Annotated in this window: 10 protein-coding genes, 1 tRNA gene and 1 pseudogene; 5 read left to right on the forward strand and 7 right to left on the reverse strand. The window is 72.3% G+C overall.

The genetic code is table 11. From position 1 onward, the window contains the following. Window positions 1-228: 228 nt before the first annotated feature. A pseudogene (locus BRM3_RS05895) lies at window positions 229-674 on the forward strand (pyridoxamine 5'-phosphate oxidase family protein); the annotation flags it as partial. A gap of 290 nt (window positions 675-964) precedes the next feature. Next, entirely contained in the window at window positions 965-1,633 is a 669-nt protein-coding gene (locus BRM3_RS05900; RefSeq protein WP_263595153.1) for a DUF4194 domain-containing protein, read from the forward strand. Window positions 1,634-1,930: 297 nt separating this feature from the next. Here the strand turns inward: BRM3_RS05900 and BRM3_RS05905 are convergent, their stop codons facing one another. After that, on the reverse strand, window positions 1,931-3,313 hold the full coding sequence (locus BRM3_RS05905) for a sugar porter family MFS transporter (protein WP_263595154.1): 1,383 nt from the start codon (window positions 3,311-3,313) through the stop codon (window positions 1,931-1,933). Window positions 3,314-3,463: 150 nt separating this feature from the next. Here BRM3_RS05905 and BRM3_RS05910 point away from each other — a divergent pair, with 150 nt between their 5' ends. Then, entirely contained in the window at window positions 3,464-6,844 is a 3,381-nt protein-coding gene (locus BRM3_RS05910) for an ATP-binding protein (protein ID WP_263595155.1), read from the forward strand. A 177-nt stretch (window positions 6,845-7,021) separates the two neighbouring features. Here the strand turns inward: BRM3_RS05910 and BRM3_RS05915 are convergent, their stop codons facing one another. After that, window positions 7,022-8,452 carry a maltokinase N-terminal cap-like domain-containing protein gene (locus BRM3_RS05915; RefSeq protein ID WP_263595156.1) on the reverse strand — a complete coding sequence of 477 codons (1,431 nt, stop codon included), beginning with the start codon at window positions 8,450-8,452 and terminating at the stop codon, window positions 7,022-7,024. A 186-nt stretch (window positions 8,453-8,638) separates the two neighbouring features. Between BRM3_RS05915 and BRM3_RS05920 the strand changes: the two genes are divergently transcribed. Beyond that, window positions 8,639-10,294: an Ig-like domain-containing protein gene (locus BRM3_RS05920; RefSeq protein WP_263595157.1), complete on the forward strand. Its 1,656-nt coding sequence runs from the start codon at window positions 8,639-8,641 to the stop codon at window positions 10,292-10,294. Between the two features lie 24 nt (window positions 10,295-10,318). Here the strand turns inward: BRM3_RS05920 and BRM3_RS05925 are convergent, their stop codons facing one another. Beyond that, window positions 10,319-11,743, reverse strand: a complete 1,425-nt coding sequence (locus BRM3_RS05925; protein WP_263595158.1) for a beta-N-acetylhexosaminidase — start codon at window positions 11,741-11,743, stop codon at window positions 10,319-10,321. Between the two features lie 221 nt (window positions 11,744-11,964). Beyond that, entirely contained in the window at window positions 11,965-13,122 is a 1,158-nt protein-coding gene (locus tag BRM3_RS05930; protein ID WP_263595159.1) for a peptidoglycan-binding protein, read from the reverse strand. A gap of 429 nt (window positions 13,123-13,551) precedes the next feature. Between BRM3_RS05930 and BRM3_RS05935 the strand changes: the two genes are divergently transcribed. Further along, window positions 13,552-14,136: a WXG100 family type VII secretion target gene (locus BRM3_RS05935; protein ID WP_263595160.1), complete on the forward strand. Its 585-nt coding sequence runs from the start codon at window positions 13,552-13,554 to the stop codon at window positions 14,134-14,136. An 85-nt stretch (window positions 14,137-14,221) separates the two neighbouring features. Here BRM3_RS05935 and BRM3_RS05940 read toward each other — a convergent pair. The 3 genes from BRM3_RS05940 to BRM3_RS05950 all read right to left on the reverse strand — a co-directional run bounded on the left by BRM3_RS05940 (window position 14,222) and on the right by BRM3_RS05950 (window position 17,712). Then, window positions 14,222-14,298: transfer RNA gene (locus BRM3_RS05940), tRNA-Pro, on the reverse strand. Window positions 14,299-14,365: 67 nt separating this feature from the next. Beyond that, window positions 14,366-15,295 (reverse strand): metallophosphoesterase, encoded by a 930-nt coding sequence (locus BRM3_RS05945; RefSeq protein WP_263595161.1) that lies wholly within the window; start codon window positions 15,293-15,295, stop codon window positions 14,366-14,368. Then, window positions 15,292-17,712: a penicillin-binding protein gene (locus tag BRM3_RS05950; RefSeq protein WP_263595162.1), complete on the reverse strand. Its 2,421-nt coding sequence runs from the start codon at window positions 17,710-17,712 to the stop codon at window positions 15,292-15,294. Before BRM3_RS05950 ends, BRM3_RS05945 begins: the two co-directional genes overlap by 4 nt. Window positions 17,713-17,862 lie beyond the last annotated feature (150 nt).

Raw genomic sequence — 17,862 nt, forward strand, 5'->3', positions numbered from 1 at the left:
GCACCCGCATCCGGTCCCGAAGGGTGCTGGTGGCCGCCGGAGTGCGCGACGAGCTGCCTGGCATCCCGGGACCGGTCGGTCGGGTTCCTGGGTGCCCGTCGCAGGTGCGGAGCCTACGGTCGACGCATCACCGGGCGCGGCCGCCCGACGTCGGCGCGCCCGCTCATCCAGGTGTGGCCCAGGGGCCCGCACCCCGTTCGACCACCCGCTCGACCCGATGGAGGAACCGTGAGCACCGACCAGGACTTCACCCAGCAGGACGTCGTCGAGAAGCTGCGCGGCACCAGCATCGTCATGCTGACCACCGCCCGCGCCGACGGCAAGCTGCTGTCCCACCCCATGACCGTCCAGGACGTCACCGACGATGCTGATGTGTGGCTGTTCGTGGGCCTGCAGGGCGATCAGGCCGACGCCCTGCGTCAGGGCCCCGAGGTGAACCTCAACGTCTCCGAGGCCGGATCCTGGCTGTCCGTGGCGGGCAGGCCAAGTTCGTCGAGGACCGCGCCAAGATCGCCGAGCTGTGGGACGACTCCGCCAAGAGCTACTTCCCCGACGGCGTGGACGATCCGAACCTGGCCCTGGTGCTGGTCACCAGTGAGTCCGCACAGTACTGGGGCCTGCCCGGTGGCAAGGTCGCAGGTGTGGCCCAGATCCTCAAGGCCAAGGTCACCGGGCTGCCGTCGGCGAGCATCCTGTCGGCCTGCCCGAGCTTGCGGACGACCTGCTCCGGGGTGTGACGCTTCCTGCTGTTCGACATGATCTGACCAGTCTCCCTGCCCGCAACCACGGGCGACAGGACGACTCCCAGAACCACCGGACCTAAAAAACGGGGTCAGCCCAGCCGCATGGGCCCTCGGTCGAGCGGGCCTGCCACACTGCTGCTCGACCGCACCGCCGGGCGAGGCTCTGCCACGTGCGAGGCTCTGCCGCCCTGCCCGGTCGACCGACGGTAGGCTGGGGCGCCGTGAGCACTGCGACCGCCTCGGCCCGGCACGAGTCCGACGACGAATATTCCGAGGGCACCTCCGTGATCCTCGGGCAGCTGACGGACGAGTCCCGGCGCGCGCTCGTCGCGCTGCTCCAGGGCCCGTTCATCGACGGCCGCAAGGACTCCACGCGCTACACGCAGCTGCTCCGGGACCGGGCCGCGATCGAGGCCCGCCTCGCCGACCTCTTCCTCGAGCTGGTCGTCGACGACGACGCCCAGGTCGCGTTCGTCCGCCAGAGCGAGGAGGACGCCGACGCCCCCAAGCTCCTGCGCCGCCTCACGGGGCTCAACCGCCTCGACTCCGTGCTGCTGCTGGTCCTGCGCCAGACGCTGCTGACCCAGTCCTCGCGCGGCCAGCGCGCGGTCGTGTCCGAACGCGAGATCGAGCAGTCGCTCGCGGCCTATCGGCGCACCGCCTCGACCGACGAGGCCGGCTTCGCCAAGGAGGTGCGCGCCTCGATCGCCAAGCTGCAGCGTGCGGGCCTGCTCGACGAGCAGGGCGACGCCTACGAGGTCTCGCCCGTGCTCCGCCTCATGATCGACCCCGACACCGCGCGCGAGTTCATCCGGCTCTACCGCGACTCCGGCGTCGCGCTCGAGGACCCGCACGACGCCGAGGACGGCGCCCGAGGCGAGACCGACTGACGGGCTGGTCCACTCGTCGGGCGGGACCGACTGACGGGCTGGGCGACGCGCTGGGCGGGATCGGCTGACGGGCTGGGCGACGCGCTGACCGTGCCGTGCGAGAGTCTGGTCCTGGTCCCGCGTCGGCACCGGGATGCGAGTGCCACACAGCGGCACATAGTCGGGCCGATAGGTGTCGTGAGCTGGCACTCGGGGAGGGCTGCCCTCCGGTGTCGCCGACCGCCCCGACCCAGCCCCAGCACGCCGCCACGCCCCGACCCACCTGGACCGGCGGCGAGACCCGGCCGGGGCCGCCTCTCAGGCCGAGTCGCGAGCGGCCCGCGGATCCTCGATGAGCCCGAGCTCGGCCTCCATCTCCTCGAGCGGCACGCCCTTGGTCTCGGGCATGACGCGCAGCACCCAGACCAGCTGGCCCACCATGGCGATGAAGAACACGAGGAAGGCGACGCCGCCTCCGAGCGCGCCGATGATCGGCGGGAACAGCCACGTGGTGATCGCCGCGAAGGTCCAGTGCGTGAGGCTGCCGAGCGACTGGCCGCGCCCGCGGATGCGGTTGGGGAAGATCTCCGAGATGAACACCCAGATCACCGAGCCCTGGCCGAAGGCGTGCGCGGCGATGAACACGAGCAGGCCCACGAGCACCAGCACGCTCGAGACGGACGAGAAGCCCACCTTCTCGAAGTAGAACATGACGACCGTGAGGAAGCCGAGCGAGACGAGGTAGCCGATCGTGCCGACGATCATCAGGGTCCGTCGTCCCAGCCGGTCGATCACGGTGAGCGCCGCCATCGTCGCGATCAGGTTCATGACGCCGACGGCGATCGTCATCAGATAGGCGGCGTTCTCGCCCGCACCGGCCTCCTGGATCACGCGGGGCGCGTAGTAGAGGATCGCGTTGATCCCCGACATCTGGTTGAAGAAGGCGATCGCGACCGCCAGCAGGATCACCCGCGCATGGTTGCGGGTGAAGAACCGCACGCCCTGGACGCTGGCCTCTTGGGCCAGGCTCGAGCGGATCTCCGCGAGCTGGTCGGCCGACTCCTCGGCGGTCCGGGTGAGGCGGCGCGAGACCTGCTCGCCCTCGGCCTCGCGGCCGTGGGCCATGAGCCAGCGCGGGGTCTCCGGGACCGTGAACAGGAGCAGCAGGAAGATGACGGCGGGCACCACCATGACGCCGAGCATCCAGCGCCACGCGATGTCCTCGGGCGCGACCACGCGGATGATCGCGTTCGACGCGTACGCCACGAGGATGCCGAGCACGATGTTGAACTGCACGAGCCCGACGAGCGTGCCGCGGTTCTTGGGCGGGGCGATCTCCGCGGTGTAGATCGGGGCGCACACCGAGGAGGCACCCACCCCGAGCCCGCCGAGGAGGCGGAAGATCATGAGCACCTCGGCGTTGGGCGCGAGGGCCGAGCCGAGCGCGCCGATCACGTACAGCGCGCCGATCACGTAGAGGACCTTCTTGCGGCCGAAGCGGTCGGCCGGTTGCCCCGCGACGAGGGCGCCGATGATCGTGCCGATCAGGGCCGTGGCCACGGTGAAGCCGAGCATGAAGTCGCTCATCCCGAACTGGGATTGGATGGCCTCCTCCGCGCCCGAGATGACGGCGGTGTCGAAGCCGAAGATGAGCCCGCCGATCGCGGCGACGATCGCGCTGCGCAGGACCAGTGCGTTCATGGGAATACCTCGTTGTAGCTCCCGGATCTGACCGGGCACACACTACAGGAGCGAGGGGCTGGCGCAAGGGGGCCATATGGCCGACATGTCCGATCGTCGATCTCTGCACCGCAGGGGTCGGCTGTCGGCCCCACTGGGTACCCTGGCCCGGTGGAATCCGCAGCCGCCGCCCTCGACCTCCCCGGCCTCCGCGAGGCCCCTGTCGACCAGCCCGTCGCGACCGACCCCGATCACCCGCACCCGGGCCAGTGGCGGCTCGTGCACGTCCAGCTGTCGAACTGGGGCACGTTCCACGGCACGCACGACCTCGCGATCAGCCCCAAGGGCTTCTTCCTCACGGGAGGCCCCGGCACGGGCAAGTCCACCCTGCTCGACGCGATCAGCGCGCTGCTGACCCCGCCGCGCACACTGCACTTCAACGCCGCCGCCTCCGACGCGGGCCCCACCCGCTCCAAGAGCCGCCGCACCGTCGCCTCGTACGTGCGCGGCGCGTGGGCCATGCACTACGACGCCGCGACGGGTGAGTTCAGCCAGGAGGTCCTGCGCGCGACCTCGACGCTCTCGGTGATCTCCCTGCGCTACTCCGACGGCGAGGGGCACACGATCCAGCTGTCCCGTCTGCTGCTCCTGCACGCGGGCCACCGCGCCGACTCGGACGTGAAGTCCCTCTACGTCATCTCGCGCACCCCGCTCGACGTCACCGACCTGCGCCCCTTCGTCTCGACCCAGATCGAGGGCCGCGCCCTCGAGCAGGCGATCCCGGGCACCGAGACCTTCCGCCAGTTCCGCGAGTACCGGGCGAAGTTCTGCCAGCTGCTCGGGATCCCCGACGAGAAGGCGCTCCAGCTGCTCCACAAGATCCAGTCGGCCAAGGAGCTCGGCGACGTCAACACGCTCCTGCGCGACTACATGCTCGACGAGCCGCGCACCTTCGAGCTCGCCGACCAGGCCCTCGCCAACTTCCACAACCTCTCGGAGGTCTACGAGGCGCTCGTGACCGCGCGCGAGCAGCGCGACACCCTGCGCGCCCTGCGCGAGGCGCACACCTCGTGGACGCAGATGCGCGAGCGCGGCGGCGAGCTCGTCGACCGCCGCGAGGACATCGACCTGTTCGCGGCCCGTCATCTCGTGCGGCTCCTCGCGGGTGAGGAGGACCGGCTGCAGCTCGAGCACGACCGGGCCGGCGCCCAGCAGCGTCGGCTGACCCAGGACGTCGCCGACGCGCGCGCCGACCTGGCCCAGCTCAAGGAGCAGCGCCGCCGGGCCGGCGGCGGCGAGATCGACGACTGGAAGCAGCAGATCGCGGGCCTCGAGGTCGAGCGCGACCGCCGCAAGGAGCGCGCGACCGAGTTCGCGGCCCAGCTCGCGACGGTCGACCTGCGCACGCCCGTGAGCGAGGACCTCTTCCTCGCCGTCCAGCGGGACGTGACCGCGATGCGCCGCGACCTCGACGAGGAGGAGCGCTCCTCGTCCCAGCGCCGCTGGGACGCCGAGGCGGCCGTGCGCGAGCAGACGGAGACCCTGCGCGCCGCGACCGCCGAGCTGCAGTCGCTCACCACGCGCGCCTCGAACCTCCACTCCGAGGACGTGGCCCTGCGCGACGCGATCGCCCGGGAGGTCGGCATCGCCCCCACCTCGCTGCCCTTCGCGGCCGAGCTGCTGCAGGTCCGGGCCGGGCAGGAGGAGTGGACCGCGGCCGCCGAGCAGGCGCTGCGAGGGCTCGCCCGCTCGATCCTCGTGCCCGACCGGGTCTACCGCGAGGTCGCCGCGGTCATCGACCGGACCCGACTGCGTCGCCGCATCTCCTACAACCGCATCAACACCGACCTGCGCCAGCCCGTCCGCGCGATCGACGAGCGCACCCTCGCCTCCAAGATCGAGATCAAGGACGGCGAGTTCCACCCGTGGCTGTCCCACGAGATCTCCTCGCGCATGGACTACGTGTGCGCCGAGACCCTCGAGGAGTTCACCCGGCTGCCCCGCGCCGTGCTCCGCTCGGGGCAGATCAAGCACTCCGCGACGCGGCACGAGAAGAACACCGACCGCGCCATCAACGACCGCTCCCAGTGGGTGCTGGGCTTCGACAACCGCGCCAAGCGGTCCGTCTTCGAGGCCGAGCGCACACGTGCCGAGCAGGCCCTGTTCGAGGCCCAGGCACGTCGCAAGGACGTCGAGACCGAGGACGAGCGGCGCCGCGAGCGGCTCTTCGCGCTCCAGGCCATCTCGTCGGTGACCTGGGACGACATCGACGCGGCGTCCGTCGCGCGCCGCATCGCGAACCTGCGCGACATGGTCCGTGCCGCCGAGGACGGCTCCCAGGCGCTGTCCGAGCTCGCGCGCCAGATCGACGACGTCGAGCAGTCCATCGCCGACGCCGACGAGGAGCTCCTCGACGTCGTGCGGACCCTCGGGCGCCTCGCCGAGCAGTCCGAGCGCGCATCTGCCCGGCTCGCCGAGGCGCGCACCCGCATCGAGGCGCGCGAGCTGTCCGCCGAGGTCGAGCACGATCTCGCCGAGCGGTTCGCGGCGATCGCCCCGACCCTCGTGCTCGCCAACATCGACCAGGTCACCAAGGACGCCTCGGCGACGCTGGACGCCGAGCTGATGGACCTCACCCGGCGCACCTCGCGCGCCGAGGAGGACATGCGCACGGCGATGCGCGAGTTCAGCCGCCGCTGGCCGGCGGAGGCGGGCGACACCGACACCTCGCTCGACGCCGCGGGCGACTACCTCGCGATCCTCCAGCGCATCGAGGAGGAGAAGCTCCCCGAGGTCGAGGACCGCTTCTTCGAGTTCTTCACCGGCAACACGCTCGGCGACGTCCAGGCCCTCGCCACCGCGATCGGCCGCGAGCCTGCCGAGATCCGCAAGCGCCTCCAGCGCATCAACTCGCTGCTCGCGCAGGTCGAGTTCCACCGCGGGCGCTACCTGCAGCTCTCGATGCGGCCCGTGCACCTCGCGGCGCTCGACGAGTTCCGCGACGCCCTCGACGAGGCGGCGCGCGACACCGTGGAGAACGACGTCACGCGTGACCGCGACCGTGCCGAGGAGCGCTTCATCTCGCTGCGCCACCTGATGGGCCTGATCTCGGCGGCGCGCACGAACGACGACCAGGTCTCCCGCGTGATCCTCGACGTACGTCGTCACGTGCACTTCCACGCCGAGGAGGTCGACGCCGAGGGCACCGTCGTCCACGCCCATGAGTCCGGGGGCCCGCTGTCCGGCGGCCAGAACGAGCGCCTGACCACGTTCTGCCTCGCCGCGGCGCTGCGCTACCAGCTCGCGGGCACCGGCGCCGACGTGCCGCGCTACGCGCCCATCATCATCGACGAGGCGTTCTCGAAGGGCGCGGGCAAGTTCATCACGGCCGCGATGGAGTCCTTCCGCCACTTCGGCTTCCAGGTCATCCTCGCCAACCCCGGCAAGAACCCGCAGGCTCTCGCCCCCTTCATCGGCGGCGTCGGGGTCGTCGCGATCCGCGACGACCGCTACTCGTCCGTCTCCCCGATCGAGTTCGTCCCCGTCGACTGACGCGGGGCGGGGGAGCCGCGCAGCGTCGCCGTCCTGGGCCCCCGCCCCCAGGGCATCCCCCCTGGGCGAGCGCCAGCTCACGGCACCTATCGGCCCGGATAGGTGCCGTCAGGTGGCGCTCGGCGAGGGGCGAGAGACGAGGGGCGAGGGAGAGCGAAGGGGCGAGGGCAGGAGCCCTCAGCCGGCGATCCTCTCGAGGGCGGCGAGGGGGATCGGGGCCCAGGCGGGCCGGTTGCGCGCCTCGTACAGCGCCTCGTAGACGGCCTTGTCGGCCTCGAACGCGGCCAGCAGCACCGCGAAGACCGCGTCGTCGTCGGGAATCTGTGCGATCTCGCGGTACCCGGCGAGGAAGGCGTCCCGTGCGCGGGCCGCCCACGCGGAGACGTCGGTCGCGTGTTCGAGCAGCACGGCGCCGGCGGCGTAGTCGAGGCTGCGCAGCATGCCGGCGACGTCGCGGACCGGGCAGTCGGGCAGCGAGCGCTCGGCGAGCGGGCGCATCGGCTCGCCCTCGAAGTCCAGCAGCACCCAGCCGCGATCGGGCACCGCGAGCACCTGGCCCAGGTGGTAGTCGCCGTGGATCCGCTGGAACGGCGGCCACGCGACGTCGAGCGTGCGACGGATGACGGCGGCGAGGGGCTCGGCGGCGGCGTCGACGGCGGGCACCTCGGCGCGTGCCTCCTCGAGGCGCGCGAGCATCGAGGAGACCAGGCGCTCGCGCTCGGCCGGCGACGGGTCGAGGGTCGGCAGGCGATCGGCCAGATCGCGGTGCACCCGCGCGGTCGCCTCCCCCAGGGAGCGCGCCCCGGCGGAGAAGTCGACGCCCGCCACGGCGTCCCGCAGCGCGACCCGCCACGCGTCCTCGACACCCGTGAGGAACTCCTGGATGAACAGGGCGTGCCCGCTCTCGTCGGCGTCCGCGCCCTCGCCCCAGGTCACCCGTGCGGCGCCGATGAGCGGCGCGACCTGCTCGCTGCCCGCGGCGTCGAGGGCGCCCTGCAGCACGACATCCGGGTTGTCGCCGCTCTGCAGGACGCGGAAGAGCTTGGCGATCACCGGCGCGGCGCCGTCGAGCTCGACGATCATCGAGGAGTTGGACTGCTCGCCGCTCAGCAGGCGCGAGGACACGATGCGGCCGCGACCGCGCCCCGCCACCGGCTCCCCGCGCAGGCGCAGGCCGTCCCCGGCGATCTCACGTCCGTCGACCACCACGCCCAGCAGCGCCGCGCGCCCGACAGCGGTACGGGTCGCGTCCTGGACCCGCACCGACCCTCCCGGGACGGCCAGCACGGCGATCTCGGCAGCGGGGTCACCGTGCGCGGCGGGGGCCGCGTCGGCGGGCGACAGCACGAGCGGCACCTGGTAGTCCGTGGTGCGGGGCGCCGTGCCCACCCGCACCACGACGTCGAGAACCTGGTCGCGGCCCGTCTGCGCGACGACGGCGCTCGCGACGAGGCACACGTCCGAGGGCGCGGCGGACTTCGCGGCATACCACCGCTGCGCGGGCATCCACGCCACGAGGTGCGGGAGCAGCAGCGGGACCAGGTCGGTCAGGGCGGGAAGCCCCGAGGCGGTGGCGGAGTCCGTGACGGGCGTGGTCGAGTCGTCCATGGGCCCAGCCTAGAGCGAGATGAGCGCCCGACAGAGGGTCGCCCGGATCCGGCCGACCTGCGGCGCCGGTGTCCCGGGCCGAGGCCGAGCGTCACGCCCCGGCCCACGCGGGAGCGCCGTGGTGTCGTGACGTCCGAGCCGCACCTCCGCCCCGGGTGGCGCCACCGCCCCTGGTAGCGTGACCGCGTGCCGCCCATCCCGCCTGCCCGCGCGCCCCGCCCGTGCGCCCGCGAGCAGGCCCGCCACCGCGAGCAGCCGCGTGGCCGGCGCACCGCCCGCTGGTCCCTGCGCCTGGCGGCGATCCTCCTGTCCGGTGGCCTCGTGCTCGGCACCGGCACCCCGGCCCTCGCGGACGACGGAGCGGTGACGGACCACGAGGCCACAGCGGCCGAGGGCGAGGCCGTCACGGTCGACCTCATGGACGGCGCCGAGGGCGTCACCGCAGGCAGCGCCCGGCTCCTGCTCGACGGGCTGCCCAGCGGCTCGACCCTCACGAGCGACGGCCGGCGCGCCCAGGTCCCCTCCCAGGGCACCTGGCAGCTCTCCACGGACGGCACCTCGCTCACCTTCACCCCCATCGGCCCCCGCCTGGGCCGCGAGCCCTCGCCCATCCGTTACACGGCCCGCGACGCCTCCGGCGACGCCGTCACCCCCGCCGTCGTCACCGTCTCGACCCCCGTCATCCAGGACATGGTGCGATCGGCACCCTTCGGCCAGAGCGTCGACCTGCCGGTCTCGGAGGTCGACGAGAACGTCGTCCCCGGCTCGCTGCGCCTCGTCGCCGCGCCCGGCGTGCAGGGCGTCGAGCTCGCCGAGGACGGCACCCGGGCGACCGTCCCCGGCCAGGGCACATGGGCCCTCGACCGCGCGACCGGACACGTGCGCTTCACGCCGGACTCCGATGCCGTGCACACCGTGAACCCGATCGGGATCCGCGGCTCCGACGCGGACGGCGCCGAGACCGCGACGGCCCTGCTGAGCATCGGCTACGCCGCCCTCACCGACCGCGTGGTGGCCGAGCACCCCGGATCCGTCGTGCAGTTCGCGCCGATGGACGGCTCGCGCAACGTGCGCGCGGACTCCTTGCGCTTCCTCACCGACGGTGCGCCCGACGGTGCGCAGCTGTCCAAGGACGGCCTGACCCTCACCGTGCCCGGCCAGGGCACCTGGACCCTCGACCTCGACGCGCGGATCGCTCGCTTCACCCCCGAGGAGGGCGTGACGGCGAGCCCCGACCCGGTGCCCTACGGCGGCCTCGGCCTGTACGCCGACAACCCCGTGAGCGCGATGCTCGTGGCCGAGTACACGGCCTACCCGCCCACGGCCCGGGCGGACCAGCTGCGCGGCCGTCCCGGCGAGGTCCTGTCCGTGGACCTGCTGGCCAACGACACCCCGGGCCGCGCCTCCGATCCGCTGCGCGCGCGGACCGTGCGCCTGTTCTCCCCGCGGGCGGCCAACGCCGACGAGCTCACGGACGGGACGGGCACCCGCCTCGTCGTGCCCGGCGAAGGCGAGTACACGGTGCGCGGGGACGGCGTCCTCACGTTCGTCCCCGAGAGCGGCTTCCGCGGCACCGGCGGCTCCGTCGAGTACGTCGTCGAGGACTCCGCGGGCATCGTCGTGACCGCGCCCGTGAGCGTCGACGTCGATCCGCAGGCGCCCGCCGTCGCCGCGGGCGGCGATGCGGGCGGCATCAACTCCATGCTCGAGGGGATCCGGCCGTCCCGCACCCCCACCTTCACGGTGTTCGCGACCGTGGCGGCGCTGCTCGTGTTCGCCGGAGCGGCGTCGCTGTGGATCGGCGGCCGGATGGAGGCCGACCGCCGATCCCTGCGCGGCTGACGCGACCGGGACGGCCCGCGAGGGTCAGTCGAGGGCGCGGTAGGCGATGCCGAGCGCGTCGAGCCGGCCCAGGTGGCTGCGCAGCCGCTCGTCGAACTCGTCGAAGGACTGCTCCGGGGAGCCCCACGCCCGCTCGGCGACCGCGCACAGGCGCGGGAAGGCCATGTACTGCAGGTGCTCGGCGCTCGTGATGTACTCCGTCCACAGCTGCGCCTGGATGCCCAGGATGAGCGACTGCTGGTGCTCGTCGAGGTCCCGGGGGAGCAGCTCGGAGGTGTACACGTCCTCGAGCGTCGTGACGGCCGTGCCGATCGCGAGGGGCTCGTCGTGCCCCTTGGCCTGGGCGTGGTCGAAGTAGAGCACCGACTCGGTCGCGACGACGGTCGGGAAGCCGCGCGAGGTCGCCTCCTCGATCCCCGACGGCTTGCGCCAGTTCATGACGATCATGTCGTCGGGCAGGTGGCTCTCGAGCACCTCGTCCCAGCCGATCGCCCGCTTGCCCTTGGCACGCAGCACGTCGGCGGCGAACTGCGTGAAGCGTCCCTGGATCTCCGAGACCCGGCTGAGGCCCCACTCGTTCATCCGCTCCCGTGCCTCGGTCGAGCGCTCCCACTCGACGCGCGGGCACTCGTCGCCGCCGATGTGCACGTAGGGGGCCGGGAAGATGTCGGCGACCTGCTCGAGCACGTCGCGCAGGAAGGTGAAGACCGCGTCGGAGACGCCGAGCACGTGATCGGAGATGCCCCACACCTCGCGCACCCCGATCGAGCGGCCGGTGGTCTCGGGGAAGTTGCCGAGCTCGGGGTAGGCGGCGACGGCGGCCTGCATGTGCCCGGGGAGGTCGACCTCGGGCACGATCATGACGCCGCGGCGGCGCGCGTACTCCACGAGGTCGCGCAGCTGGTCCTGGGTGTAGAAGCCGCCGTGGCGCTCGCCGTCGAAGCGGTAGTCGGCGGGATCGGTGCCCTGCATCTGGCCGACGAGGGACTGCGCACGGAAGCCTCCCACCTCGGTCAGGCGGGGGTAGCCCTTGATCTCGACGCGCCAGCCCTGGTCGTCGGTCAGGTGCAGGTGCAGCACGTTGAGCTTGTGCAGGGCCATCGCGTCGATCATGGTCTCGAGATCGGGGATCGCGAGGAAGTGGCGGGACACGTCGATCATCAGCCCGCGCCACGCGTAGCGCGGCGCATCGGAGATGGTGACGCACGGCAGGGGGCCCTCGGCGCCCGCGACGATCTGCGCGAAGGTGTTGCGGCCATCGGCCAGCGCGGCCTCGCTGCCGGCCGTCAGGCTCGCCCCCGCCGGGGAGATCGTCAGCGTGTACTCGGAGCGGGGGAGATCGTCGTTGACGCCCACGGTCAGGGCGCTCCACGGATCGTCGCTCTCCCACGTCTCGGAGGACCAGACGGCGGAGCGCGGCAGAGGGACGAGGGCGATCGGATCGGACATGGAGGAACTCCTCGAGGTCGACTGGACGGCGGTGGACGACCGTCGCCGCCGACAAGTGTTTCACAGGTCACCCGAAACATCGGAGGACTGGGGACGGCGAATCGCGCCCCGGCATGCACAGGGGCCCGGTCGGCGATGCCGACCGGGCCCCTCGCGACGCCCTGTCCCTTCCCGGTGACGGTCATGACCGTCGGACAGGCCGGCGCGGCCTGGATCGTCCGTCAGCGATAGGTGACGAACACGTGCGGAGAGTTCCAGATGCTCCGGTTGACGACCTTGCCCTGGGACCCCGAGGCGTCGACGATTTTGCCGTCGCCGGCATAGATCGCGATGTGGCCGTAGTTGTCGGCGGTGAACGCCACGAGATCACCCGGACGGGCCTCGGACTGCGAGATGATCTGGCCGCCGAGCGCCTGCGAGCGCGCCGTGCGGGGGATCGTGATCCCGTTCTGCTTGTACGCGTAGCTCGTCAGCCCCGAGCAGTCGAAGCCCTGCGAGGGCGAGGAGCCTCCCCATACGTACTTCACGCCCACCTGCGCCTTGGCGGAGGAGACGATCGCCGAGCCGCTCACGTCGGACGACGAGCCCGACGACCCCGACGAGGACGAGCCCGACGAGGACGATCCCGAGCCCGCCGCGCTGCCCTGGCCGTTGCGGAGGGCGGACCACGTCTTGGGGCCCACGACCCCGTCGACGGACAGACCGGCCGACCGCTGGAAGGCGAGCACGGCCCGATGGGTCGCGGGGCCGAACTTGCCGTCCGCCGCGATCGACGCGCCGTTGTCCCGCAGCAGGTTCTGCAGGGTGGTGACGGCCGCGGAGCGGTCGCCCTGACGCAACTTGGGCTGGCTCGAGGAGGACGATCCCGAGGAGGTGGACGAGCCCGAGGAGCCCGAGGCGGGGGCTCCGCCGAGCGCCGCCCAGGTCCTGGCCCCGGCGACGCCGTCCACGACGAGGCCGGCGCCGCGCTGGAAGCTGCGGACGGCCTGGAGCGTGGCGGAACCGAACTTGCCGTCCACCGCGAGCGAGGCCCCGTTGGCGTTGAGCGCCTCCTGGAGGGAGGTGACGGCGCTGCCGCGCGCGCCGGACCGCAGGGTGACGACGGACGGGGGGACGACCGGCGCTGCGGGGGAGACGGCGGGGGCGACCGTGGTGAGGGCCTGCGGTGCGAGCGACGGCGGTGCCACGGTCCGGGGCTGGGGGGAGCCGGGGGCCTGGGCGTTGGCCGTGCCGACACCGGCGATCGCGACGCCGGCGGTGACCGCTCCGAGCACGGCTGCGCCGCTCACGGACCGGCCGACCGGCACCGCGAGGGCCCGATAGTCGACGACGGCGCGACCGGGTGCCCGGTGCGCGCCGCGAGGGGGGGTGCGGAACATCTGGGGGACTCCTTCGGGCCGCCCATGGCGCGCGACGCAGGGGGGATGCGCGCGTTCCTGCCCGTCCCTGGGGGGAGGAAGGGTCCGGGCGGGGACGGGGAGGCGGCCGCGGGGACGGTGCCCCGATCGGGCGGCACCTACGCCAGGGTACGGTCCTTCACAGGGTCTTCACGAGAAGCATTTACCCTCTTCACGGCGCACCTTTGCCAAGATTTTGCCCATCGCGGGCTGGTGCCCCGCGTTTCCTCCCGCGCCTCGGCTCGACGCCGTGGTAATTGCAGCCATGTGATTCAGGGGCGGTGCCCTTCCCTCCCCACGTCCGCGCTGTCCACCGGGTCGGCCGGCCCCGTGCGCGGGTCGCCACCGCCCGTGCACGGTGGACCTCCACCTCGCCGTGACGGACGGCGGGGACAGGGGACGGAGGATGCGATGGGCGAGGCGGACTTCCACGGGGCCGACCCGACGGCGCTGGAGGAGCTGGCGGCCGAGGTCGGGGCGGCGGTGGATCTTCTCGGCGCCCTCGAGCAGGCCGTCGAGACGATCCTGGGCACGCTCGACGGAGGGTGCTGGGTGGGGCCGGACGCCGACGCCTTCGGCGCCGCGCTGGGCGACTGGAGACGTCGAGCTCACGAGGCCGCGGTCGTGCTCGACGCGCGGGGCACGGAGCTGCGCGACCACGGGGAGGAGCAGGAGGCCGCCTCCGCGTCGGAGACGGCCGCCGGAGCGACGTCTCGAGGGCTGCCGACGGTTCCGGGCGCCAGGGGGTGGCCCGGCCTGCGGAGCCTCGTCGGGAGCCGCTCGGGCCCGGGCGACGGCCGTGCCGACGACCTGCCCGTGCGGGCTCGAGGGCCGCTGGGGCCGAACATGATGATCGCGACCCCCGAGACGACGGAGACCCTCGACCGGCTGCTGCGCGAGCACGTGCCCGGATACTCGCGGCTCCCGGAGATGCCGGTGCCCGACCGCTCCCAGGAGACGCCGGCCGAGCGTCTCGTGCGGCTGTCACGGATGTGAGCGGGGCCGGGCGGGTGCAGGCCCCGGGAACGACGAAAAGCCTGGGCCGCGACGCGTCTGTCGACGACGTCGCGGCCCAGGCCGGTGGTCGGGGTGACAGGATTTGAACCTGCGACCTCCTCGTCCCGAACGAGGCGCGCTACCAAGCTGCGCCACACCCCGAGGGTGATCCGCGGAGCGGCTCACCAGCAGGCAACACTACCAACTCCCCGGCGATGCGAGCGACCCGTCATCGGTCGCGGGGGAGCAACGTGAGCAAAGTCGCCTCGGGCGGTGTCGCGAAGCGGTAGTTCGAGTACGGGCTCGCCCCCATCCCCGCGCTCACGTGCAGAGGGACGCCGCTCCACGTCGACAGGCCGCGCGCCTGCGATCGGGGGAGATCGCAGTTGGTGACGAGCGCGCCGAAGCCCGGCACCCGCAGCTGGCCGCCGTGGGTGTGCCCGGCCAGGATCAGATCGGCCCCGTCGCGCACGAAGGCGTCGAGCACCCGCCGGTACGGCGCGTGGGCGACGGCGATCCTCACGACGGGGGCGGTCGTGGCCGGGTCGGCGTCCTCCGCGGGGGCGGGCATCTCGTCACGCTCGAGGTGGGGGTCGTCGACCCCGACCCAGCGGATCCGCAGGCCGTCGACCACGCTCTCGTCCCGCCGATTGGTCAGGTCGCGCCAGCCGTGCCGCGACAGCCCCGCGGCGAGCTCCTCGGTGGGCAGCTCGAGCGGCCGCTCCGGCTCGGTGTAGCCGTCCGGGCGCGCATCCGGCAGGAAGTAGCGCAGGGGGTTCTTGGGCCCCGGGGCGTACATGTCGTTGCTGCCCATGACGAAGGCGCCCGGACGGTGCAGCAGCGGGTCGAGCGCGTGCACGAGCGGGGCGACCGAGCGCGCCGAGGCGATGTTGTCGCCCGTGTCCACCACGAGGTCCACGTCGAGGCGCCCGAGCTCCTTGAGGAACGCGAGCTTGCGGCGGTCCTCGGGCATCAGATGGATGTCCGAGATGTGCAGGAGCCGCACGGGGTCGGCGCCCGCGGGCAGCACGTGCAGCTCCTCGCGCCGCAGCGTGTACCGATGGATCTCGATGCGGCGGGCCCAGACGTGCGCGGCGGCGGCGCCCAGGGCCGCCGCGCCGACGGCGACCGCCGCGGCGCGCCGACGCCCGTTCCTCACGAACCGGCCGATCGGATGATCGTGACCGGGCCGCCTTCGGACAGAGCCGTTCCGGCGCCGGGCTCGGTGCCGATCACGGAGCCCTTCGGGACGCTGTCGGAGGTGCCGTCGCGCGAGGACACCACGTACCCGGCCTTCTCCAGGATCGAGGTGGCCTCCTTGACGGACTTGCCGGACACGTCCGGCACGGTGTCCCCGGAGTCCGCCTCGCCCGAGCCGTTGCCGACGAGCGAGCCGCGCGGGGGCTGATCCGGGAAGGGCACGTTGTCCATGTCCCGCGTCACGTCGGTCATGTACTCCTGCCACGTGGGCAGCGAGACCGTGTTGCCGTAGACGTCGCCGTAGAGGCGCTTGCCGTCGACCACGGTGCCCTGCGGGCGCTCGTTGCCGCGCGGCGAGCCGTACCAGACGGCGGTCGAGAGCTGCTCGGTGAAGCCGACGTACCAGGTGTGGTACTCCCTGCTCGAGGTGCCGGTCTTGCCGCCCGCGTCATGGCCGGGGATGATCTTGCCCTTGCCGGTCGCGCGCGGATCCTCGAGGTCCTGCTGGAGCACCCACTGCACGGCGTCGGCGACCTTCTCATCGAGCACCTGGCTGCACTGCGAGCCGGACGTCGCCATCTCCTGGCCGTCGCGATCGGTGACCGAGGTGATCGGGGTGGGCACGCAGTAGGTGCCGCCCGCCGCGAAGGTCGCGTACGCCGCCGCCATGTCGAGCGCCGAGATGTTCTGCTCGCCGAGGATCAGGGCCGCCGGCGCCAGGCGCTCGCCGTAGATGTCCTCGATCGGCTTGGTGGACGCGTCGTCGGAGAGCTTGTCGTAGGTCGCCGGCACGACGCCCATCGAGCGGGCCCGGCTGCCGATGTCGCACAGGTCGATGCGCTGGGCGATGTGGGCGTACGACGTGTTGACCGAGAACTTGGTCGCGTCCAGCACGGTCTGCTGGGCGGGCAGGGTGAAGCCCACGGCGTTGTCCGGATCCCAGCCGTCGCTCTCGTACCAGCGTCCGCGTGAGAGGCAGTGGGCGGGGAAGGACTTCATCGTGCCGCGAGCGGTGGCCACGGTGTCGTAGATCGAGTGGCCCGTCTCGAGGTACTGGGTCAGCACGAAGGGCTTGTAGGTCGAGCCGACCGGGAAGCCGCTGCCGCCGCCGTACTGCTTGGGCACGTTGTAGTTGATCGCCGTCTCGCCCTTGGCCGCGTCCTGGAACGGGTTGAAGGTGCGGTTCTGCGCCATCACGAGGATCTTGCCGGTGCCCGGCTCGACCGTGACGATCGAGTGGCCGAAGCCGCTCTCGGAGTCGGCGGGGACCTTCCGGTTGAGGATGTCCTCGGCGATCTTCTGCTTGCCCGGGTCCAACGTGGTGCGGATCGTGAGTCCGCCGCCGTACAGGAGCTTGCGCCGCTCCTCGGCGGTCGGCGCGAAGTTCGGGTCGTTGACGAGCACGCGGGTGACGTAGTCGCAGAAGAACCCGCTGCCGCCCGCGTCGGCGCAGCCGGCCCGCACGTTCTGCACGTGCAGCATGTCGCCGACGGGCTGCTGGGAGTACTGGTCGAACTCCTCCTGGGTGATGTACCCCTGGCTCAGCATGCGTGTGAGCACGAAGTTGCGGCGCTCCTGCGCCGCCTCGGGATGCTTGACGGGGTCGTACTGGTTGGGCCCGTTGGTGATGGCCGCGAGCATCGCGGCCTCGCCGGGGTTCAGGTCCTTGGCGTCCTTGGAGAAGTAGTGCAGGGAGGCGGTCTGCACGCCGTACTGCGAGGGCCCGAACTGGGCGAGGTTGAGATAGCCGTTGAGGATCTCGTCCTTGCTCCACTTCTTCTCGAGCGAGATCGCGAGCTTGGCCTCGCGCAGCTTGCGGCCGTAGGTCTGCTCGGTCGCCTTGTCGATGTCGTCCTGGTCGCCGCGCTGCACGGCGTCCATCAGGAGGGCGTTCTTGACGTACTGCTGGGTGAGCGTGGAACCGCCCTGGGTCGAGGAGCCCATCGAGTTGGAGACGAGCGCTCGCAGCGTGCCCTGGAAGTCCACGGCGCCGTGCTCGTAGAAGCGGCGGTCCTCGACGGCGATCACCGCGTGCTGCATGTAAGGGGAGATCTGGTCGAGCGGGACCATGATCCGGTTCTCCGTGTAGAACGTCGCGAGCAGCGAGCCGTCGGCCGCCTCGATGCGGCTGGACTCGTTGAGCGGCTCGACCTCGAGCTCGGCCGGGTAGGAGTCGAAGAGCTTGACACCGCCCTCGGCGGCCTGCGAGGTCATCGCGACGGCGGGGAGGAAGAACGCGGCCATGAGCACGCCGACCAGCCCGCACACCGCGAGCAGGCCCAGGAGCAGCATCAGGGTCTGGGAGGCCGCGGCGGGAAGGGAGCGGCGACCGGTCGAGTCCGGTCCCTCGTCGCGGAGGTCGTCGAGTTGCGCCATGGGCCTACAGTACGGGGCCGCGAGCGCGAACGTCCGTCTCAGCGACGCGTGCCGCTCCCACCGGCGCGAACGTGCGCCGCCGACGCCCTCGCGGGGAAAGCCCGGCTTGGCAGGGCGGGCGGCCCTCCCTAGGATGGCCATGAACCAGAC

Origin of the sequence: Brachybacterium huguangmaarense (assembly GCF_025725725.1) — a bacterium.
GTDB lineage: Bacteria > Actinomycetota > Actinomycetes > Actinomycetales > Dermabacteraceae > Brachybacterium > Brachybacterium huguangmaarense.

Bases quoted from the DNA above. Each gene is read 5' to 3' on its own strand.
- BRM3_RS05950 (WP_263595162.1), bottom strand. From the start codon at position 17,712: ATGGCGCAACTCGACGACCTCCGCGACGAGGGACCGGACTCGACCGGT.
- BRM3_RS05925 (WP_263595158.1), bottom strand. From the start codon at position 11,743: ATGTCCGATCCGATCGCCCTCGTCCCTCTGCCGCGCTCCGCCGTCTGG.
- BRM3_RS05930 (WP_263595159.1), bottom strand. From the start codon at position 13,122: ATGTTCCGCACCCCCCCTCGCGGCGCGCACCGGGCACCCGGTCGCGCC.
- BRM3_RS05915 (WP_263595156.1), bottom strand. From the start codon at position 8,452: ATGGACGACTCGACCACGCCCGTCACGGACTCCGCCACCGCCTCGGGG.
- BRM3_RS05935 (WP_263595160.1), top strand. From the start codon at position 13,552: ATGGGCGAGGCGGACTTCCACGGGGCCGACCCGACGGCGCTGGAGGAG.
- BRM3_RS05905 (WP_263595154.1), bottom strand. From the start codon at position 3,313: ATGAACGCACTGGTCCTGCGCAGCGCGATCGTCGCCGCGATCGGCGGG.